Below are 21,159 nucleotides of genomic sequence, written 5' to 3'. Positions count from 1 at the left end.
AGGACCGGCTTTAGCCGGGAAGGCGTCAGGCGTCACACCGCAAAATTGTGGGTGTTCACGCTGGCCTCTTCCCGGCTGGAGCCGGTCCTGCAATGGAAACCCGGCCGGCGTCACGCCGCTTCTATCACCTGATCCGTATCACCCAGATCCGCATAAATCTGCGCGTTCGACGGTTCAGGGGTAAACGTCAGCGCAATGTTCTGGCACTGCTGCTTAAGCTGTTGCAGCTTCAGCGGCCGGCTCAGGAAATAGCCCTGGGCTTCTTCGCAGCCGAAATCACGGACCAGGCTCATGCAGCGAAAGGTTTCGACGCCTTCCGCGACGGTGCGATAACCCAATTCACTGGCCAGGTGCAGCACGGACCGGGCTATGATGCGGTTGCGCGGGTTGCTCTCCAGGTCCGTCACCAGGGATTTGTCTAGCTTGAGGATATTGGCCGGGATCTCGTGCAGATAGGCAAAGTTGCTGTAGCCCGCGCCGAAATCGTCGATGGCCACGTCAACGCCCAGCTCGCGAATGCGGGTGAGCTGCGCGATGACGCGTTTGTCGGCACGAATCCACTCGCCTTCGGTGATCTCGACTTCCAGCCGTGCGGGTGCAACGCCGTGTTTTTCGCAGGCGCTCTGCAACGTCAGGGCGATGTCCAGGTCGGAGAAGTCCAGCGGCGACAGGTTGAGCGACAGCCGCACTTCATCGTCGATCCAGCCGCTGAGGTCGGTCAGCGCCCGGTCGATGACCCAGCGGGTCACGGTGCTGATCCTGCCGGCGCCCTCGATCAACGGAATGAACTCATCCGGCCCGATCTTGCCCAGCATCGGATGGGTCCAGCGAATCAGCGCCTCGACGCTGAGCAGGCGGCCATCCTGCAAGCTGAAACGTGGCTGGTACTCCAGAAAGATGTCGCCACTGACCAGCGCGTCGGCGAGTTCATTGAGCAGGGTCAAGGCGCGACGCTGGGCGCAATCCTCCGCCTCGTCATACGCCGCCCACGGCACCTGCCGATAGACGGCCCTGCCCGCCGCGTGGGTCGCTTTGCCCATGAGCGCAGCGGCGGAGTTCTGACCATCGTCACAGCACGCCAGCCCCACGGCCACCTGCTGATGGGTGAAAGGCTCGGTGATCACCGCCAACAGCATGCGAACCAGGTCATCCCGGCGAGAGCGCTCGCAGCTCATCTGCAGGCAGAAATCCAGGTCGCTGACGTGATACAGCTCGGCAATCCCATCCAGACGGCGACGCAGGCAGTTGGCCATATCGCGGCGCGTCTGTTGTGCATCCAGGTTGCTGTTCACGCTGACATCCGCAGCGCTCGCCATCGGCTGGGTGCGGATCACCACCATCAGCCGCACCTGACTCCCGGTCACCGCAACGTCCTGAGTGTCCAGCAAGAATTGCTGCAAATTCGGCAGGCGGCTGACCGGGTGGCGGTAGCGCATCGCCTGGCATTGTTCGACCTGGCCCATGACCAGTTGCGCAAAATCTTCGAGGACAGCCACTTCGTCGGGCTGCAGCGTGCGCGGGACAGTGTCGATCAGGCAAAAGCTGCCGAGCACATCACCGTGGTGATTACACAACGGGGCCCCGGCGTAGAAACGGATGCCATCAGGCTGGGTGACCAGCGCGTTGTCGACAAAGCGCGGATCCAGGCGAGCGTCATTGACCACCATGACTTCAGCGTTCTGGATGGTGTAGCGGCAGAATGACTGCTCTATGGGCGTCTGACTCGCGTCAAACCCCACACGGCCCGGAAACCACTGCCGATCTTTTTCCACCAGGGACACCAGCACCGTCGGCACGCGAAAGTGCGCGGCAGCCAGGCGGCACAGGCGGTCGAAATCCTCGCTGTGAGCGGTTTCGAGCCATTGCAAAGCGTGAACCGCGGACAGGCGCTTCTGCTCAATTTCCAGCGAACAGTTCATGGCGTGCGCCCTCCGTTCTAAAAATACGGGTTAGATGATATCTCATGGCCATCATTGCCCGCTCAGGATCATGACGGGTGGTCAATTACCGACGATCAGGGGCAAAACAAACTTCGGCTGAGCTGAGAAAGACTGATATCACAAAGACATCACTTAATCGGTTCAGTTCCAAAGCTGTACAAATATATATTGTTGTATAAGTTTTTATAAAGTTAATACGATACCGGCCGACAGATGGACTGGAGCGAGGCGCAATCAACCATAGCGCCTTCTCCTCCCAGAGACGTCGTCACCGCACTCCGACCCGAGAAAAAGGACCGTTCTCACCGACAACAACCCAATCGCCCCGCTTCGGGGCTTTGAGAACAGTATGAATATTCTTTCCCCTGCCGTGTACCTGACCAACCGACTGCGCTTTCCTGCCAAATTCGCACTGCTCGCCATCATCGTTTTGCTCCCACTGGGGCTGTTGGGCGCGCGCCTGCTGCATCAGCTCAACGCCAGCATTGATAACATCCACTCCGAAGAAGTCGGCCAGCGTTACCTGATGGACGTCACCCCCGTACTGCGCCTGTCGATGCTGCAGCGGGCATTGACCAACCGCCTGCTCAGCGGGGATGAGACAGCCCAGGCTGACCTCGCCGCCAATCAGACCAAACTCCTGGATGCCTACACCAAGCTGGAAGCCACGGACCGCCAGTTCACCGTCGAGCTGGAAACAGCCGACCGCGTGCAGCGCCTGCGCTCCGGCGCAGAAGGGCTGATCAGCCAGACTAAAGCCGGTGCCGATCAAGCGACCCTGTTCGATGCATGGAGCGATCAGATGACCCAGACGCTGAACTTCATCTACTTCATCTCCGCCACCTCCGGGATGGTGCTGGACGAAGACTACGCCTCGCTGTTCCTGATCGATCAGAGCACCCTGCGACTGCCACGCCAGATCAACGTCGTCGGCCAGTTGCGCGGTCTGGCCAGTGGTCTGCATGAAGGGCAACCGCTGACCGACGCCACCCGTGGCACGATCAAATCGCTGCTCAAGCAAGAAACCCAGATTCGCCAGGAGCTGCTGCAGAGCCTCAACCTGCTGCGCCGTAAGGAAACAGCCCTCGCCGATCGCATCCAGTCCCCCGTCAGCAGCGGGCTGTCCAGCCTGGACAGCTTTCGCAGTGACCTGCAAACCTTGATCACCTCACCACAGAACACCATCACCGGGATGCAGGGCCTGCCGACCAAAGGCAACGCCGTGGTGGCCGAGCTGTATAAGGCGCAGGACGCCTTGCAGGCAGCGCTGTCGGCGGTGCTGGAACAACGGGTTCACGACAAGTCGGCCGAACGCACCGCCATGCTGGCGATGTTCGCCATCGCCGGTCTGCTGCTGATTTATGCGTTCAGCGGTATCTATAGCGCGATGCGCCAAGCCATGGAAGCCATGTTGAGCGCCACCCGTCGTATCGCCCAAGGCGACCTCACCGCCCGTGTCAACGTGGCGGGCAAAGACGAAATGGCCGACATCGGCACCGGCTTGAATCACATGGTCCAGGCGTTTGGTGAATCCCTCGCCCAAGTCGAGCGCAGTTCGCGCTCGGTATCCGACGCCGCGACCCGCCTGAGTGCATCCATCGACCGCGCCAAAGTGTCGATGAACGCCCAGCAAGGCGAAACCGAGCAGGTTGCCACCGCCATCAACGAAATGACCGCCAGTGTCGCCGACGTCGCCCAGAACACCGAAGGCGCGGCGCGTGCAGCGGAACAGGCCAGCCAGGCATCCGGCAAAGGCCTGGGCGTCATGCAGCAGACCCGCCAGACCATCGAAGCACTGGCCGGCGAAGTCGACCTCAGTGCGCAAAAGGTCGCGGCCCTCGCGCTGCACAGCCAGGAGATCGGCGGGGTCATTGAAGTGATCCGCAACATCGCCGACCAGACCAACCTGCTTGCCCTCAACGCCGCCATCGAAGCCGCCCGCGCCGGTGAGCAGGGCCGTGGCTTTGCCGTGGTCGCGGATGAAGTGAGAACCCTGGCTTCACGCACTCAGAACTCCACCGCGGAAATCCAGCGGATCATCCAGCAGCTGCAACTGGCGACCAACGCGGCCGTTGACCAGATGAAAGCGGGCAAGGACCGGGCGCAGGATTGCCTGAGCTCGGCCGATCAGACGTCCTCAAGCCTGAACGCGATCAACGAAGGCGTCGAGTCGATCGTCGGCATGAACACCCAGATTGCCAGCGCTGCGGTGCAGCAGCACGCCGTGTCCGAAGACATCAACCGCAACGTCACCGAGATCCGCAACGGCACTTTCGTGTTGATGGAAGGCATCGAGGACAACGCGGTAACGGCGGACGAACTGTCGCTGCTGGCCGGCGAACTGCGCACCGTGGTTGGCCGTTTCAAGCTCTGAGAACTGGGCGCGCGGCGTAAATCCCGCGCGCCCTGCCCTGTCATCGCTCAAGGCATCTGGGCCCCCGCCACCGCCACGTACACCGAATACAACGACGTATTGGCGGTGATGAACAGGCGGTTACGGCGCGGGCCGCCGAAGGTCAGGTTGGCGACCTTCTCCGGCAGGCGGATCTTGCCCAGTAACGTCCCGTCGGCGGCGAAGCACTGAACGCCGTCGCCGGCACTGGTCCAGACATTGCCCAGCACATCCACGCGCATGCCGTCCGGCACGCCCGGCTCAATCACCGCAAAAACCCTCGACTGCCCCAGCTCGCGCCCATTGATCACCTCGAACGCGCGGATGTGGTGGGGGCCATCGGGGTCGTGGGAGCGACCGGAATCGGCGATGTACAGGGTCTGCCCGTCCGGGGAGAAGGCCAGGCCGTTGGGCTGCACGAAATCATTGGCCATGCAGGCGATCTCGCCGCTGTCCGGGTCGATGCGATACACATGGCGGCCCGGCTGCTCTTCTTCGGCCTGATAGCCCTCGTAATCGGTGAGGATGCCGTAGCTGGGATCGGTGAACCACACCGCGCCATCGCGATGCACCACCACGTCATTCGGCGAGTTCAGACGCTTACCTTCGAATCGCTCGGCCAGCACCGTGATCGACCCGTCCGGTTCGGTGCGGGTGACGCTGCGGGTGCCGTGCTCGCAGGTAATCAGCCGGCCCAGCAGGTCGCGGGTGTTGCCGTTGGCAAAATTCGACGGCGTGCGGAAGGTCGACACCCCCTGCTCCGGGGTCCAGCGCAGCATGCGCTGGTTGGGGATGTCGCTCCACAGCAGGTACCCGCCGTCGTTGAACCAGACCGGCCCTTCGGCCCAGCGGCATTGGTCGTACAGGCGTTCGAGCTGGGTGTTGGGCAGAATCAGGCGATGGAAACGCTTGTCATGGCATTCGTAGAGGTCGTCGGACACGGGGTCGATCCTTAATTCAGGCGCGGGCATTTTTGCGTCCGCTGACAGCGGTAATCACCGCGATGATGATCAGGCCGGTGAGGATCAGCCGCACCCCGGCACTGGCGCCGAAGGTGTTGAGCATGCTCACCAGCAGGTAGAGAAACAGCGACGCGCCCCAGATGCCCGGCACGTTGGAAAACCCGCCGGCCACCGAGGTCCCGCCGATCACCACCACGGCGATGGACGCCAGCAGGTATTCCTCGCCCATGCCCAGGGACGCGCCTCCGGAAAACCCGGCCAGGGTCAGGCCGCACAAGCTGCCGAACACCGCGCAGAGCACGTAGGTGGCGAAGCGCATGCGGCCGACCCGAATCCCCGCCAGTTCGGCGGCGCGGGCGTTCTGCCCGATGGCCAGCACCGAACGGCCGTAACGGGTGCGGGTCAGCACGTACCCCATGAGCACCGCCACGGCGATCACCACAATGGCGAGATACGGCACGCCGAACACGCGGCCCGTGGCGAAGGTGTAGAAACTGTCAGGCGGCGGGACCCGCACGCTGCGGCCGTAGGCGATGGCGAGGGATTGCAGGATGAAGCTGGCCGACAGCGTCGCGATGATCGGCGGAATGCGCAGCAGGCGGATCAACGCGAAATTGCCACAACCCACCAGCACGCCGATGCCCAGCACTCCGATCACGCCCAGCCAGATGTTCGCGTCCTGGCCGTCCATCAGTTTCATGCCCAGCGCACCGCTGAGGGCGATGTTGGCCGGGATCGACAGGTCGATGTTGCCCGGCCCGGTACTGATGACGAACATCTGGCCGATGCCGACAATTGCGAAGAACGTCGAGAACGCCAGCGCGCCAGACAGCAAAGCGCCTGCGCCCTGCCCGCCGGTGAACACCAGGGTCGCCACCCAGATCAATAACGCCGCGAGAAATGACCAGAGCCACGGCTTGCCGCGCAGCGCTGCAAGGGATGAAGTGCTCATAGCGGACGTACCTCCAGACGATTGACCGCCGCACGCAGCGCCAGCACGAAAATCAGAATCGCGCCCTGGGCGCCGATCTGCCAGTCAGGCGAGATGCGGATGAACGAGAGCAGCGAACCGGCCAGCACCAGGGTCAGCGCACCGAGCACCGCGCCCATGGGCGACACGCGGCCGCCGACGAACTCGCCGCCGCCGAGGATCACCCCGGCGATGGACAACAGGGTGTAACGCAGCGCGACGTTGGCGTCGGCCGACGTGGTCAACCCCACCAGAAACAGACCCGACAGCACACCGAAGCCCCCGGCCATGGCGTACATCGCCACTTTGATGCGAAGCAGCGACCAGCCGGCCTTGGCGATCGCCAGCGGATTGCCGCCGGCGCCGCGCAGCACCACGCCGACGGTGGAGCGCATCAGGAAAAAGTGCATCGCCAGCCCGAGCACGATGCAGACGATGATCGCCAGCGGAATCAGCGGCGGCTTGATCCGCACCAGCGCCTGCAGCCATTGCGGCGCCGTGCCGCCGGGTGACGGCAGCAGCAGAATCGCGCCGCCGACCCAGATGAACGACATGCCCAGGGTGACGACAATCGACGGCAGGTTGCGGCTGTGGATCAACGCGCCGAGCAAGGCGTACACGCCCACGCACCCGGCCAGCGCCAGCCAGCCGAGGAACGGGTGCTGATCGAGCAGCGTCACCGCCACGCAGGCGACGAAGCTGATGAAACTGCCCATGGACAGGTCGAGGTCGTTGACGCTGATGATCAGCATCTGCGCGATGGTTGCCAGGGCGATCGGCACCGCCAGGTTGAGCATCAGGTTCAGGCCCATGTAGCTCATGGCCCGGGGCTGCATGATGAAGATGGTCGCCAGCGACACCGCCGGCAAGGCGGCGCGGAGCATGCGGGCACGGCGCGCGGCGTTGTTGCGCGTCGCGACGGGGGCGCGGGCAACGGAATTCAATGGGGCATTCATGGGGTTTCCTCGGCGAAGGAGCTGCGCAGGATGCGCTCCTCGCTCAATTCACTGCGCGGCATGTCGAGCACGGCCTGGCCGTCGCGGAAGACATACACGTGGTCGCAATAGGTCAGCTCTTCCAGCTCGGTGGTGTACCAAATGAACGTGCGGCCGCGGGCCGCCTCCTCCATCAGAATCGAATACACCTCGCGCTTGGTGCCGACGTCGACGCCGCGCATGGGGTCGTCCATCAGGATGATCTGGCTGTCGGACGCCAGGGCCCGGGCAAACAACGCCTTTTGCTGGTTACCGCCGGACAGCGACAGGATCGGATTGCGCATGTCAGGGGTGCGGATGCCCATGCGCTTCATCCAGTCATCGGCCATCGCTTGCTCGGCGTCAGGGTTCAGCAGCACGCCGCGCTTGAGCTGGTTGAGTGAGCCGATGGTGATGTTTTCGCCGATGGACCACAGCGCAAACACGCCGTCGGTCTGGCGGTCGCCGGCGACGAAACTGGCGCCGGTACCGTGCTTGATGCAGTCGCGCAGCACCTGGGTGAGTAACTGGCTCTGGCCGTGCCCGGCCAGCCCGGACAGGCCGACGACCTCGCCGGCAAACGCCTGCACCGAGCGGCCATCGGCCTGACGCGCCGGGCGCTGTTGCACGCGGGGAATGCCCTGCTCACGTCGGGAGGCGAAAGCTTGTACTGCCTGCTGCTGTTCGCGGGCCGTGCCGCCCATGACTTCCACCAGCGAATCATGGGTGAAGTCTCGGGCCGCACGGGTTTCGACGATTCTGCCGTCACGCATCACCGCGATGCGGTCACAGGTGCCGAGCATTTCGCCGAGGATGTGGCTGATCAGCACGATGCTGCCGCCGCCCTCGACGAACCGTCGCACATGGCGCAACAGCTGCTCGGCGACACGGGCGTCGAGGGATGAGGTGGGTTCGTCGAGGATGATCAAATCGAGGCGCTCATCGACATTGATGAACGCCCGGGCGATCTCCACCATCTGCCGCTTGCCGATGGACAGGTCAGCGACGATGTCATCGGCTTCGATGCCGTGGCCGGGGAAAATCTGCTCCAGCATCGCTTCGATCAGCGCACCGGCCCGACGCCGCCAGCCGAAGCCGCGCAGGGCCGGTGACATCAGCCGGGTGTTCTCAGCCACGTTGAGGTTCGGGCACAGCGACAGCTCCTGAAACACGCAGCGAATGCCGTGCTGCCGCGCCACTTGCACCGAATAGCCTTCGCGCAGGTCGCGACCTTCGATCAACAGCTGCCCGCAGTCGGCGGCCAGGGTACCGGCGAGCACTTGCATCAGGGTCGACTTGCCCGCGCCGTTATGGCCGATCAGGCCCAGGCATTCGCCGGCGCGCACGCTCAGGTCGACGTCACTCAGGGCGCGCACGGCGCCGAACGATTTGCCGGCGCCCGCGAAGGCCACCCGCACAGGTCCATTTGCGTTCATGGTCGGAATTCCTTGGCGGGCCGCAGGCAGCGCGGCCTGCTTTGCTTACATGGACAGGCTCACAGGGGAAAGCTCACTGGGACGCGGCGGGCTTGAGCCTGGCGACGTCGTCGACGCTGTAGGTCTCGCTGACGATCCCGCCCTTGGGCAGGTCCTTCAGGCTGGCATCGAGGGTCTGCTGAGTGACGGTGACCGCAGGCGACAATAGGTCATGGGGCATCTGCTTGCCGTCGAGCAACTGCTGCGCGACATAGAACGCCAGGCTGGAAATACTCGGTCCGCTGCTGATGGAGAAGCTCTGATAGCCCTGGGCGTCGCTTTGCTTTTTCCACCAGCTCAGCTCTTCTTCGCGGTTGCCGAAGATGATCGCCGGCAACGGACGGCCTGCCGCGACAAACGCCTGGGCAATGCCGACGCCTTCGCCGCCCTGGGTCACCACGGCGTCGACTTTCGGCAGGCTGGGCAGCACGCCGGAAACGGCTTTCTGCGCCACGGTCGGTGACCAGTTGCCGTTCACTTCGCCGACCACTTTCAGGTTCGGGTGCTTCTGCGCGCCGGCGGTGATGCCGGAGTGAATGCGCTCGTCCACCGACACGCCGGCCAGCCCGCGCACTTCCAGCACATTGGCGCCCTGAGGGAAGCGCCCGGCGAGGTAGTCCATCTGCTCGATGCCGGTCTGCTTGAAGTCCATGGAGATGCGGTACGCGCAGGGTTCGGAAACGGTGCCGTCGAAGGACACGACAATGATCCCGGCGTCACAGGCCTGCTTCACCGCGCCGTTGAGGGCGGTTGGCGACGAGGCATTGATCACGATGGCGTCATAACCCTGAAGGATCAGGTTCTGGATTTGCGCGGCCTGCTCGGTGGCCTGGTTTTCCGCCGTGGTGAAACTGTCAGCCGACGCGATCAGGCCATCCTTGACGGCTTTGTCGGTGGTCTGCTGCCAGCTGGCGAGCATCAGTTGGCGCCAGGAGTTGCCGGCGTAGTTGTTGGAGAGCGCGATCTTCTTGTCGGCCGTATCGGCGTGGGAGGCGACGGGCAGAGCCATCAGGGGCGCCACAGCCAGTGCGGCACACAGCAATGAACGGCGTAGCGGATGACGACGACTTTTCATAGTTGAACCCTTGTTATTTTTATGGGGGCTGCAGGGTGGCCGACGGCGTCGGTCGCACCTTGTTACGAACAGTACGCGGCGAGTCTGCACTGGCCGGTGAAGAGCGTCAGTGGTCAATCGTGCAGACCTGATGCGGGATCCCGCAAGCGACCTGCAGGATCCAGCGTTCTTTTTGCTGCACAGGGGCCATAATGCCCGGACTGCATCCCTGTTCGTTTACAAAAAGTGTTCTATCCAGACAATAAAAACAGGTTGGAGCCCATGGCACAGCGACCGCACACCCTTGCCGAAGACGTGCTGCATCATTTTCTCGGTATTTCCCGCGCCCTCGCCGGTCAGCTGGATTTCCAGTCGATGATTGACGCCGTCTCTCGGGAAATCAGCCCGATTCTGCCCCACGACCACCTCGACGTGTGCCTGTTCGTGCTCGACGGCCGTGAGCACATCACCTATGAAAGCGGCGTGCACACGCTATGGGGCGATGTCGCCCAGCCGATGCCGGTGCACACCAGCCCGATCCGCGCCGTGCTGTTGGGCGAGCAGGCGTTTCTGTTGACCCACGACGCCATGAACGACGCACGCTTCGCCTTCCCCGGCGCCGTCAACCACCCGATTTTCGACGCCCGCCTGCGCAGCCGCTTGCACGTGCCTCTGCGGGCGCGGGGCGAAATCATCGGCGCGCTGAGCTGCTCGAAACACACCGAGCATTTCTACACCCTGGACGACGTGCGCCACACCCAGCACGTCGCCGATCTCCTGGCCTCCTACGTGTACGCCCTGCGCCAGACCGAGCAGGCCAAGCAACTGGCAATCGCCGAAGCTCAAGTGCGTGCGCGGGAGGAAGGTCTGCGCCAGGGCGCGCTGCGTCTGACCGAGGAGCTGGAGCGCGAACGGCAGCGGGTGGGCATGGACTTGCATGACCAGACCCTCGCCGACATGACCCGCCTGCACCGGCGCATCGCCCGCCTGCAAACCCTGCCCAGCGTGCCGGGCGAGGACTTGCGCGGGATTGCCCGGGCCCTCAAGGACAGCATGCAGGAGCTGCGACAGCTCATTGATGCGGTCAAGCCGACGGTGCTGCAGCTGTTCGGCTTTGAAGAAGGCGTTGAAGACCTGTTGCGGCGCAGCGTGCGCGACAGCGGCCTGAGCATCGAAACGCGCCTGCAGGACAGCACCGACGGCATGGGCGACCGCTTGCCGGAGTCGGTGAAAGTCGCGGTGTTCCGCATCATTCAGGAAGCGGTGAATAACGCGATCAGGCACGCGATGCCGGACAGTATCGTCATCCACATCAGCCACACAGGCAGCCTGTTGCAACTGACGATTGACGATGACGGCCTTGGGTTGGACGTGGGCAGTGGTTTCAAAAGCGGCGGCATTCAGAACATGCAGGTGCGCGCGCAACTGATGGCGGCGCAGTTGTTTATCGAACGCGGGCCCGACGGGCGAGGCACCCGGGTAAGGGTGTGCCTGCCGCTGGCTGATCTCGCCATCGTTGATGAGGCGGCAGCTGTTTGCGTGCCTGCGTTTTTAACGGAGACGCCATGCAAGTCCTGCTGATTGAAGACGACCCGGTGCACCGGGCGTTCCTGCGCGAAGTGATCGAAGTGGCCCTGCCGGAATGCACGCGCTTGCTGGAGGCCGAAGACGGCCGGATCGGCGAGCAAATGTTTAGTCAAAGCCCGGTGGACGCGGTGGTGATGGACCTGCAGATGCCCTGCCGCACCGGTGTCGAAGCGGCCAAGACCATTTGGAGGCAGCAGCCGGACACGTCGATTCTGTTCTGGTCGAATTACTCCGACGAGGCCTACGTGCGGGGTATCGCGCGCATCGTGCCCCAGGGCGCGGCCTACGGTTACATCCTCAAGACCGCTTCGGAAGAACGCTTGCGTCTGGCGTTGCGGGGATTGTTCATCGAGCAGCAGTGCGTGATCGACCGCGAGATTCGCGGCGTGCAGCTCAAGGCCCACGATCAGTTGTCCGGGCTGAGTGATGGCGAATACGAGGTGCTGCAAGACATCGCCCTCGGCCTGACCGACCGCACCATCGCCACCCGCCGCAACCTGTCGCTGCGCAGCGTGCAGAACCGGCTGCAGCAGCTGTACGAAAAGCTCGGCGTCTATCAGCCCGATGCGGCGGGTGAGCGCAGCACCGCCTTCAACCTCCGCGCCCGCGCCGTGAACGTCGCCCTGCTCCGCCGCCTGCTCAACCGCACCGCGCTGGAACAGGCCGAGGCCGAACTGCAACTGTGGCTGAAGAACCCGGCGCGGCATCGGTTTGGAGGGGACTGATTTATTTACAGCGCTTCACCGTAAATTAATCTGTCCCCGGAGTGCGCGGTGCGGCTGAGAGAAGATCAAGGGCGTCTGCCTGGGGGCAGACTGTTTCGCCTTCGGCGAGTTACTTGGAAAAGCACCCCAAGTAACCAAGGGTGCTTGCTCTCGGTTGGGCCCTTCCTTCGTCAGGGTTCCTTCACTCCGGTCTCGCTCCGTGGGCCCGCGCCGAACGGACATCCATGTCCTGACGGCGCTCTCGCCGCATCCATGCGGCTCGACCCACTCCACGAGACCTCCGTTCAGCCTGCACCAAAGTCGCGTTTTGCGGTGCTTGAACTACCGCGGAGAAGATCAAAAGCAGATCAAAGGCTTCCCGGCTGAAGCCGGTCCTACGATTGGACCGCGTGCTCTCGCGTGATCGTTCCCACGCTCCGCGTGGGAATGCATCCTGTGACGCTCCGCGTCACCTCCCCCGGCCTGAATGCGCGTTGTCTTCGGGACGCGGAGCGTCCGGGGCTGCGTTACCACGCGGAGCGTGGGAACGATCATGTCGGCGCCTGAGCTGGCCTCTTCCCGGCTGAAGCCGGTCCCACTAAAAGCACCGCGTATACCCGGTAGGACCGGCTTTAGCCGGGAAGCTTTTGATCTGCTTTAGAGGCGCCTTTGATCTTCATACGCAAAAAGTCCAGTCACCGCCAATCGCGACTTGGGTGCAGGCTGAACGCAGGTCTCGTGGAGTGGGCCGAGCCGCATGGATGCGGCGAGAGCTGCCCCCCGCCATGGATGGCGGATGGCAGCGGGCCCACGGAGCGAGACCGAAGTGAAGGAACCCTGACGAAGGAAGGGCCAAACCAGGAGCAAGCACCCTTGGTTACTTGGGGTGCTTTTCCAAGTAACTCGCCGAAGGCGAAACAGTCTGCCCCCAGGCAGACGCTTTTGACCCTGGGGAACACGACAGCATCCAAGCTTGTCGATTAAAGCGAGACCGCGACGCCTCGCTCAACTGAACGATGTCACTCAGGAGCATTGCCCATGTGCAGGAACCACACGCGTAACCCCATTCTTTGCCTCATCCCGCCCTACCTGCTCGACCAGATAGCCCGCAACGGCAACAAAGCCCAGCGGGAAGCGGCCCTGCGCACCCGGGCCAAAGACGACACCTTTCGCTCCCTGCGCCTCAGCGCACAACCCGACCGACGCCTCGTGCACCTGGCCGCAGCCCCCCTCACCGGCAAACGCCGTTCGATCTACACCGCCGACGGCGGCGAAACCCTGCCCGGCACCCTCGTACGCGGCGAAGGCCAACCCGCCAGCGGCGACATTGCCGTCGACGAAGCCTACGAAGGCCTCGGCGCCACCTTCGACTTCTTCTTCGACGTGTTCGACCGCAACTCCATCGACGATGCCGGCATGGCCCTCGACGCCACCGTGCACTTCGGCAAAGGCTACAACAACGCCTTCTGGAACTCCGCCCAGATGGTCTTCGGGGACGGCGATCAGTCACTGTTCAACCGCTTCACCATCGCCCTCGACGTGATCGGCCACGAACTGGCCCACGGCGTCACCGAAGACGAAGCCGGGCTCGTCTACTTCAACCAGGCCGGCGCGCTGAACGAGTCCATGTCTGACGTATTCGGCTCGCTGATCAAGCAGTACGCCCTGAAACAAACCGCCAAACAAGCCAGCTGGCTGATCGGTGAAGGGCTGTTCACCGACCAGATCACCGGCAGCGCCCTGCGCTCGATGAAAGCCCCCGGCACCGCCTTCGATGACGCCGTGCTGGGCAAGGACCCGCAACCCGGCCACATGGACGACTTCGTCCACACCTACGACGACAACGGTGGCGTGCACATCAACTCGGGCATTCCCAACCACGCGTTCTATCAAGTGGCTACGCGCATCGGCGGTCATGCCTGGGAAAAGGCCGGGCGCATCTGGTATGACGCGCTGCGCGATTCACGTCTGCGCCCCAATGCCGGCTTCGTGCGGTTTGCGCGGATCACCCATGACGTTGCCGGCCGGCTGTACGGTGTAGGCGAAGCGGCCCAAATCGCGGTACAAGAAGGCTGGGCGGCCGTGGGCATTAACGCGCAATGATCCGCCATGACGAGGAACCACCCACATGCGTATCTCATTCAGCGAAAGCGGCGGGGTCGCTTTTTTTCCCGGGCTGAACAAGCCCAACACCATTGAAGTGGACGCCCTGCCCGAACCCGACCAGCGAGAGCTGCGGCAGTTGGTCGACGCGTCCGAGTTCTTCGCGTTGCCGGAAGGTCGGCGCCCGGCCCGTGCGTTGCGCGGCATGCAGCATTACACGCTGACCATCAGCGAAGGCGACCGGGAGCGCACGGTCTGCGTCCCCGCCCCGGTGGAGTCCGGTCCGTTGCAAGGCCTGATGCAGTGCGTCAGGCGCCACGTGTCCGGATAGCCCTCTGACCGCCTGGCCCCCTGACTGCGCGCCGGGCAGAACGCTCTGCTCGGCGCTTCACTCCCTTCCCTGCCATCACTTGCCGCCATTCAGGAATCCCTTGCCCGACCTTCACTCGCCCCCTGCCGCTCACGCCCAGGCAAAGCCGATGCCCGGCAAACCGTCCTTGTCACCCGAGACCTGCCCATGATGCCTGTCCGCCGTCTGTGCCTGGTCCTCGGCGACCAGTTGTCGTTCGACCTGGCTTCCCTCGCCGAACTGGACCCCGCACGCGATGCCGTGCTGATGGTCGAGGTCATGGAAGAAGCGACCCATGTCCCCCATCACCCGCAGAAAATCGCCCTCATCTTCAGCGCCATGCGCCATTTCGCCCAAGCGCTGCAGGAGCGCGGCATCATCGTCCAGTACGTGACGCTGGACGATGCGCTGAACACAGGCTCGGTGCCGACCGAATTGCAGCGCTGGCACGCGTCGTTGCAGGCCGAGGAAGTCCACGTCACCGAGTGCGGTGACTGGCGTCTGGAGCACTCGGTCAGAGCATGCGGCGTGCCGCTGGTCTGGCACAGCGACACGCGCTTTCTGTGCTCACGCGAAGCGTTCGCCCAATGGGCCAGCGGCAAGGTTCAGCTGCGCATGGAGTTCTTCTACCGCGAAATGCGCCGCAAGCAGGGGCTGCTGCTCAACAGCGACGGTACGCCGGTGGGCGGTGCCTGGAACTTCGACGCCGAAAACCGCAAGGCGCTGCCGAAGAAGGTCGCCGCGCCCTATCCCGCGCGTTTCGCCCCGGACGCCATCACCCGCGACGTGCTGGAACTGGTGGGTGAACGGTTTTCCGGCCACTACGGCTCGCTGGACAATTTCGACTACCCGGTGACCCACACCGACGCCCAGGCCCTGTGGCAGTACTTCCTCGATTACGGATTGGCGGCGTTTGGCGACTATCAGGACGCCATGGCCATCGATGAGCCTTTCCTCTTCCACGCGCGCATCAGCGCGGCGCTGAACATCGGCTTGCTCGACCTGCGCCAGCTGTGCAGCGACGTGGAGTCGGCGTACTGGTCGGGCGGCGTCGCGCTGAACGCCGCCGAGGGTTTCATCCGCCAACTGATCGGCTGGCGGGAATACGTGCGCGGCGTCTACTGGCTGAAGATGCCGGACTACGCCGACGGCAACGCATTCGGCAACACCCGCGCGCTGCCAGAGTTCTACTGGACCGGCCAGACCAAAATGAACTGCATGAGCCAGGCCATCGGCCAGAGCCTCGAACACGCCTACGCCCATCACATTCAGCGGCTGATGGTCACCGGCAACTTCGCCCTGTTGGCCGGCATCGCGCCCACGCAAATCTGCGAGTGGTACTTGGCGATCTACATGGACGCCTTCGAATGGGTGGAGCTGCCCAACACCCTGGGCATGGTCATGCACGCCGATGGCGGCTACCTCGGTTCCAAGCCCTATTGCGCCAGCGGCCAGTACATCAAGCGCATGTCCGACTACTGCGGCACCTGCGCCTACAAGGTCAAGGAAAGCACCACGGAAGACGCTTGCCCGTTCAATTCGCTGTACTGGCATTTCGTGATGCGCCACAGCAACCTGCTGCGCGCCAATCAACGCATGGGCATGGTCTACAAGAATCTTGATCGGATGACCGAGGCGAAGCAGGACGCGCTGTGGCAAAGGGGCGAGTCGCTGCTGGGCAAACTCGACGCCGGAGAGGCGATTTGAAGAAGAGCGAGCTGCCCGTGAAAACCTGCGTGGTCTGCGGACTGCCGTTCACCTGGCGGAAAAAATGGGCGCGCTGCTGGGATGAGGTGCGTTACTGCTCGGAGCGCTGCCGGCGGGGCAAGCGCTCCGAGTCGTGAAAGGGTTCAATCGGCGTCAGTGGGCCCACCTGGGGTGCCCCGCCTGATCAGTGGACCTGTGCGCGACTGGCTCGGCCGATCAGCCTGATCAACAATTGCTGCTTGGGGCCGGCCGTGGTCTCGCGTGCCACCTTGATCAAGTATTCCTGGGGAACGAGCCCGCCCGCTTCGGCCAGGGCTTCGTAAATGGCAAACAGCCGCGAATCGATCGTCGTCTCCTGGGCACATTCGATCAGATAGGCGATTCCGGGATTGGCTTGTTCGTTCACAGTGGATCCTCCTTGTGGGTCAGTTACTTCAAAGGAGAGGCACGCGCGACGGGAGTTCCCACTTTCTGGAAGGGCCTCACCCGAACGGTGGTGCGCGCTCGGCGACAGTCCTGAATATCAGTTTTCGCTTGCCAAAATCCGGTCGCGCCCTTAAACAGAGCGTGCCGTTTCAGCCGCCGCGACGACGTGCCGCGCCCGTTTTGCCTTTTGCGCCTCGCAATCCGGCGACGGGAAAGGCCTGCTGAATCGCCCAGACACCTGCAAATCATGGAGACGCCAGGTAAACCCGATGACAGGAAATACGTCAGACACACTCCCCCGCACCCGTCGCGCCCCCAAGGGTGAAAAGCGCCGCGAAGAACTTCTCGACGCCGCGCTGCAACTGTTTTCGCTGGAGGGCTACACCGGTTCCTCCATTGCCCGCATCGCCGACATCGCCGGCATCTCGGTGGCGGGCGTGCTGCACCACTTTCCGAACAAGGTCGCCTTGCTGATGGGCGTGCTCGCGCGCCGCGACGAGGTCAACCACAAGGTGATCAGCAGCCTGCACAGCGAGCCGACGCTGCAGGGCTTCGTCAGCGGCCTGCGGCAGATCAACCGTTCCAGCGCGACGGCGCCCGGCGTGATTCGCGCGTTCAGCATGCTCAATGCCGAAAGCCTGGTGGAGAGTCATCCGGGGTGGGAGTGGTTTCAGTCTCGCTACGTGACGATTCACGGGCGCATGCGGGCACGGCTCGACCATCTGGTGGCCACCGGCGAGGTGCGTGGGGATGTGGACCTGGATGCGCTCATCCACCAGATACTGGCGATGATGGACGGGTTGCAGCTGCAGTGGCTGCGCTTCCCGGACAAAGTGGATCTGGTGCAGCGTTTCGACAGTTACATGGCCCAGGTCGAGCGCGCTATCCGCGCCTAAAAAAAATGAGGCGATCCGGGCTGGCCGGATCGCCTCACTCTCTGTCACTCGAGCTCAAGTTGCCACGCGGGTTCAGGCCTCAGCCAGCACCGGGATCAGATCCCGACACCGGCCAGTGTTTCAGCCCTTTCCCGTTGTGATCACTCAGTACTCGGTGTTGCCGTCGTAGTCGCTGTTGCCATCGGCTGCGTCGGTGCCTTCGGCCTGATCAAGCACACCGCCGGTCTTCACCGCTGGCAGGGTCACTTTGACCGAGTTCAGCGCCGAACGTGGCAGCGGGTTGCTGGTGGTGGTCGACAGTTCCTGGCGGAACGAGTTGACCAGCTTGGCGTTCAGACGGATGTCGTCCGAGGCCGCGCCCAGGCTGATGTTGAAGGTGTCGGCATCGATCACCCACTGCTTGCTTGCCTCGTCGAAGTACGCCAGCGAACGATCGTTGAGTTCGATGGTGACGTGACGGGTTTCGCCCGGCTGCAGGAAGACCTTCTTGTAGCCTTTCAGCTCTTTGACGGCGCGCTCGACGGTCGGGTTCTGCTGGCCGACGTACAGCTCGGCGACTTCGGAACCGGCACGCTTGCCGCTGTTGGTCAGGTCGAACGAGACCTTGATCGGCGTGTTGCCCACTGCAACGCCCGGGGTGACCGAGATGTTGTTGTAGGTGAACTGGGTGTACGACAGGCCGTGACCGAACGCGAACAGCGGTTTGGTGTTGGTCTTGTCGTAGCCACGGTAACCGAGCATGGTCAGGTCGTGGGCGTAGGTGATTTCCTTGACCTTGGTGCGTGTGTTATCGAAGGCCGGGAAATCCTTATACAGCGGATTGTCTTCGATGTTGCGCTCGATACTGATCGGCAGCTTGCCCGACGGGTTGACCTTGCCAAACAGGATCTCGGCCAGGGCCTGACCACCGTTCTGACCTGGGTAGAACGCGTGCAACGCAGCCGGAACCTGGTCGATCCAGTCGCTCATTTTCAGCGCGGTACCGCCGTGCATGGTCACCACGGTGTTCGGGTTGGCCTTGGCGATGTTCTGGATCAGTTCGTTCTGGTATTCAGGCAGATCGAAGCTGTGGTCGAAACCTTCACCTTCGTATTCAGCGCTGTTACCGACGGCAACCACGACCGCGTCGTATTGCGACAGGTCGGAAGGTGCGGTCAGCGAAGCGGTCGACATCTGCACGCCCACCAGGCCGCCCATGGTCGACAGGTAGCCGTCACGGCGCGAGTACTCAAGCTTCACGTCGTAGGCCTTGCCGGCTTCCAGCTTGATCTTGCCGGAAACAGGGATGGTCGGCGGAATGCTTTTGTTGGTGATGTTCTCACCGTCGCCGTTGTCGATGACCTTCTCGCCGTTGACCCACAGACGCACAGCGCCGTCGGCACGGATTTTGAAGACCTGGTCGCCGCTGATGGTCGGGGTGACCTGACCGCTCCAGCGAATCGAGGTGTTGGCGGTGTCGCCGTTGCTCGGCACGCTGTCGGTGGACCAGTCCAGGTTGACGTAGGTGTCAATCTGGGTGGCCGAAGGATCGCCGGACCAGGTGGCGTTGTTGAAGTACTCGGTCTTCATGCCCGCAACGCTGTTGCCTTTGCTGTCGGTGGTGGTCCAGTGCATCGCTGTCGGGTCGAGGGACAGGCTGTCGAGGAACTCCACCTGAGCACCCGGTGCGATCTGGCGCAGACCGCTCAGCTCGCTGATATAACGGGTGGCGTCAACGTGAGCACTGCCGAAACCGGTCGGCGGCGCGTACTTGGCCAGGTCGCCAACGACGGCGATGCGCTTGACCTTGTTCTTGTCCAGCGGCAGCACGTCGCCCTGGTTTTTCAGCAGCACGATACCTTCGCGAGCGATGTTCAGCGCGACCTTGTTGCTGGTAGCGCTGTTCATGTTGTGCGTGGTCAGCGGTGCGAACTTGTCGAACTGGTACAGGTAGATGTTCTTCAGGATGCGGCGGACCTTGTCGTCGATGGTCGCCATGTCCAGCTCGCCACTGTCCAGGTAAGGCTTGAGCACCTTGCTGTTCATCTGGCCGCCCATCATGTCCAGGTCGGTGCCGGCTTGTGCCGCTGGCAGACCGTGGACGACGGCGTTGTAGTCACTCTGTACCAGCCCCTTGAAGCCCCATTCCTTTTTCAGGATGTCGGCGATCAGGTGCTTGTTCTCGCATGCGTACTCGCCGTTCACTTTCTGGAACGAGCACATCATCATCGCCACGGTGCTGTTCTTGGTGGCGGATTCGAACGGCGGCAGGGTCATCTCGCGCAGGACGCGCTCAGGCATGACCTGATTGAGGATGAAACGGTTGGTTTCCTGGTCGTTACCGGCGTAGTGCTTGGCTTCCGCCCAGACGCGACGCTGCTGGATACCGTTGATCACCGCAGGACCCAGGCTGGCGCCGAGGAACGGGTCTTCACCGGAGAGGTATTCGAAGGCGCGGCCGCTCCACGGCATGCGGTACAGGTTCATGCCCGGGCCGGTGACGAACTGGTAGCCGCCGCTGGCGGTGTCGTAGCCCAGGGCGCGGCCGAAATCGATGGCGCGGCGCGGGTTGAAGGTGGACGCCAGGTTCGGGCCGGACGGATAGACCACGCCCGGATCGTTGCCTTCGCTGGTGTAACGGATGCCTGCGCCGCCGTCAGCGCCGTGGATCTGTGGCACGCCGTACTGGCTGAGCGGTTTGACGTCCCAGCCGCCGATGCCGCCGATGTAGGCCAGCTTTTCTTCCTGAGTCATCTTCGCCAGGGTTTTTTCTGCGGCTTTGTCCGCGCGCAGTTCCTTGGCAGCGAGTTGCTCTTGGGTGGTGGTGTCGGCTGCGTTGGCGTGGCAGATGGCCAGGCTCAACAAAGCCAGTGCCGAGTGGGCACCGAAAGTTTTACGGTTTCGCATAGGGGACGCTCTCCAAGTACCACCCGCGCTCATTTGTCGCAGTTGACACGCCACAAGCCTTTGTTTTCAGGCAATACGCTGCCTATACCGATATTTCTCGAAAGAACATCGGCGAATGGAAAGTGGCGTTATAACAGGACGATGAGTAAGGGCAATATGATCCTCTGTAACTTATGTTAATGGCGATGAGCCACCCAACTGCACGAGCATTGCCCGAGACGTTTAAATTAAGGCAATTGTTTTCAATTGATGTCAAACAAAATAATCAATCTCGAACAAACTCGACATTTTTTGATACATCACCTGAACTCTTACTAAACCTACAGGTCTGTAGGTTTAGCAATTTTCACCGCTCACCCCCTGAAACCCCGTAAATGCTGGGGTTCGCTCCCCGAGCGAGTGATGAACCTGCGCTGCGAGCCAGCGTTTCGATCATTTCAAACACATGACAAACATTGGAGAAACAACACATGAAACTGCCAGTACTGGGCGCCATCGCCGCACTGACCCTGTCGTTCGCAACTGCAACTATGGCCGCTGATTCCGACACTCAGGAAACTATCTCCGGCGCAGCAGATTCTACCGTCATGACCCAGACGCAAGATGCAAAAGCCGTGAAAAAAGCCACCAAACAGAATCAGGCTGATGAAAACAAGCGTGGCCGTCCGTCCGCTAACACTTCATCTGCGACAAACTAACGCACTGCCGTTCAGTTGCTGTTAAGCAGCATACTG

General features: G+C 62.7%; 17 protein-coding genes. 9 read left to right on the top strand and 8 right to left on the bottom strand.

Going from position 1 to position 21,159, the window contains the following annotated elements; genetic code table 11:
* Nucleotides 1-110: 110 nt before the first annotated feature.
* Nucleotides 111-1,919 (bottom strand): EAL domain-containing protein, encoded by a 1,809-nt coding sequence (locus tag SLW74_RS12260; RefSeq protein ID WP_065990295.1) that lies wholly within the window; start codon nucleotides 1,917-1,919, stop codon nucleotides 111-113.
* 370 nt (nucleotides 1,920-2,289) lie between these two features.
* Here SLW74_RS12260 and SLW74_RS12255 point away from each other — a divergent pair, with 370 nt between their 5' ends.
* Complete coding sequence (locus SLW74_RS12255) at nucleotides 2,290-4,314, top strand: methyl-accepting chemotaxis protein (RefSeq protein WP_192130451.1); 2,025 nt, start codon at nucleotides 2,290-2,292, stop codon at nucleotides 4,312-4,314.
* A 47-nt stretch (nucleotides 4,315-4,361) separates the two neighbouring features.
* Here SLW74_RS12255 and SLW74_RS12250 read toward each other — a convergent pair whose 3' ends face one another.
* From SLW74_RS12250 to SLW74_RS12230, 5 genes are all read right to left on the bottom strand, one after another.
* Nucleotides 4,362-5,273: an SMP-30/gluconolactonase/LRE family protein gene (locus tag SLW74_RS12250; protein WP_410929029.1), complete on the bottom strand. Its 912-nt coding sequence runs from the start codon at nucleotides 5,271-5,273 to the stop codon at nucleotides 4,362-4,364.
* A gap of 16 nt (nucleotides 5,274-5,289) precedes the next feature.
* Nucleotides 5,290-6,246, bottom strand: a complete 957-nt coding sequence (locus tag SLW74_RS12245; RefSeq protein WP_410929028.1) for an ABC transporter permease — start codon at nucleotides 6,244-6,246, stop codon at nucleotides 5,290-5,292.
* Nucleotides 6,243-7,220 (bottom strand): ABC transporter permease, encoded by a 978-nt coding sequence (locus SLW74_RS12240; RefSeq protein WP_410929027.1) that lies wholly within the window; start codon nucleotides 7,218-7,220, stop codon nucleotides 6,243-6,245. The genes SLW74_RS12245 and SLW74_RS12240 overlap by 4 nt, the downstream gene beginning before the upstream one ends.
* Nucleotides 7,217-8,674 carry a sugar ABC transporter ATP-binding protein gene (locus tag SLW74_RS12235; RefSeq protein ID WP_410929026.1) on the bottom strand — a complete coding sequence of 486 codons (1,458 nt, stop codon included), beginning with the start codon at nucleotides 8,672-8,674 and terminating at the stop codon, nucleotides 7,217-7,219. The genes SLW74_RS12240 and SLW74_RS12235 overlap by 4 nt, the downstream gene beginning before the upstream one ends.
* Nucleotides 8,675-8,747: 73 nt before the next feature.
* Entirely contained in the window at nucleotides 8,748-9,722 is a 975-nt protein-coding gene (locus SLW74_RS12230) for an ABC transporter substrate-binding protein (RefSeq protein ID WP_296314975.1), read from the bottom strand.
* A 327-nt stretch (nucleotides 9,723-10,049) separates the two neighbouring features.
* Here SLW74_RS12230 and SLW74_RS12225 point away from each other — a divergent pair, with 327 nt between their 5' ends.
* The 6 genes from SLW74_RS12225 to SLW74_RS12200 all read left to right on the top strand — a co-directional run bounded on the left by SLW74_RS12225 (nucleotide 10,050) and on the right by SLW74_RS12200 (nucleotide 16,354).
* Nucleotides 10,050-11,348 carry a GAF domain-containing sensor histidine kinase gene (locus SLW74_RS12225; protein ID WP_410929025.1) on the top strand — a complete coding sequence of 433 codons (1,299 nt, stop codon included), beginning with the start codon at nucleotides 10,050-10,052 and terminating at the stop codon, nucleotides 11,346-11,348.
* Nucleotides 11,333-12,079 (top strand): response regulator transcription factor, encoded by a 747-nt coding sequence (locus tag SLW74_RS12220; protein ID WP_065990278.1) that lies wholly within the window; start codon nucleotides 11,333-11,335, stop codon nucleotides 12,077-12,079. The genes SLW74_RS12225 and SLW74_RS12220 overlap by 16 nt, the downstream gene beginning before the upstream one ends.
* A 1,017-nt stretch (nucleotides 12,080-13,096) precedes the next feature.
* A complete protein-coding gene (locus SLW74_RS12215) occupies nucleotides 13,097-14,161 on the top strand; it encodes a M4 family metallopeptidase (protein ID WP_410929024.1) in 1,065 nt (354 codons plus the stop codon).
* Nucleotides 14,162-14,186: 25 nt separating this feature from the next.
* Nucleotides 14,187-14,492 carry a protealysin inhibitor emfourin gene (locus SLW74_RS12210; RefSeq protein ID WP_065989052.1) on the top strand — a complete coding sequence of 102 codons (306 nt, stop codon included), beginning with the start codon at nucleotides 14,187-14,189 and terminating at the stop codon, nucleotides 14,490-14,492.
* A gap of 186 nt (nucleotides 14,493-14,678) precedes the next feature.
* Entirely contained in the window at nucleotides 14,679-16,217 is a 1,539-nt protein-coding gene (locus SLW74_RS12205; RefSeq protein ID WP_410929023.1) for a cryptochrome/photolyase family protein, read from the top strand.
* Entirely contained in the window at nucleotides 16,214-16,354 is a 141-nt protein-coding gene (locus SLW74_RS12200) for a DUF2256 domain-containing protein (protein ID WP_065989039.1), read from the top strand. The genes SLW74_RS12205 and SLW74_RS12200 overlap by 4 nt, the downstream gene beginning before the upstream one ends.
* Nucleotides 16,355-16,401: 47 nt before the next feature.
* Here the strand turns inward: SLW74_RS12200 and SLW74_RS12195 are convergent, their stop codons facing one another.
* Nucleotides 16,402-16,623: a hypothetical protein gene (locus SLW74_RS12195; protein WP_192130441.1), complete on the bottom strand. Its 222-nt coding sequence runs from the start codon at nucleotides 16,621-16,623 to the stop codon at nucleotides 16,402-16,404.
* 289 nt (nucleotides 16,624-16,912) lie between these two features.
* On the opposite strand from SLW74_RS12195, the gene SLW74_RS12190 reads away from it, so the two are divergent.
* Nucleotides 16,913-17,539 (top strand): TetR/AcrR family transcriptional regulator, encoded by a 627-nt coding sequence (locus tag SLW74_RS12190; RefSeq protein ID WP_296308254.1) that lies wholly within the window; start codon nucleotides 16,913-16,915, stop codon nucleotides 17,537-17,539.
* Between the two features lie 144 nt (nucleotides 17,540-17,683).
* Here the strand turns inward: SLW74_RS12190 and SLW74_RS12185 are convergent, their stop codons facing one another.
* Nucleotides 17,684-20,425, bottom strand: coding sequence for a beta-glucosidase (locus tag SLW74_RS12185; RefSeq protein WP_065989028.1), 2,742 nt, complete (start codon nucleotides 20,423-20,425; stop codon nucleotides 17,684-17,686).
* 470 nt (nucleotides 20,426-20,895) lie between these two features.
* Here SLW74_RS12185 and SLW74_RS12180 point away from each other — a divergent pair, with 470 nt between their 5' ends.
* On the top strand, nucleotides 20,896-21,123 hold the full coding sequence (locus tag SLW74_RS12180; RefSeq protein WP_065989026.1) for a hypothetical protein: 228 nt from the start codon (nucleotides 20,896-20,898) through the stop codon (nucleotides 21,121-21,123).
* Nucleotides 21,124-21,159 lie beyond the last annotated feature (36 nt).

Source organism: Pseudomonas sp. W5-36, assembly GCF_046540455.1.
Taxonomy (GTDB): domain Bacteria; phylum Pseudomonadota; class Gammaproteobacteria; order Pseudomonadales; family Pseudomonadaceae; genus Aquipseudomonas; species Aquipseudomonas graminis_B.
The sequence above is the reverse complement of the archived record's forward strand: the minus strand, read 5'-3'. Positions and strand labels throughout refer to the sequence as shown.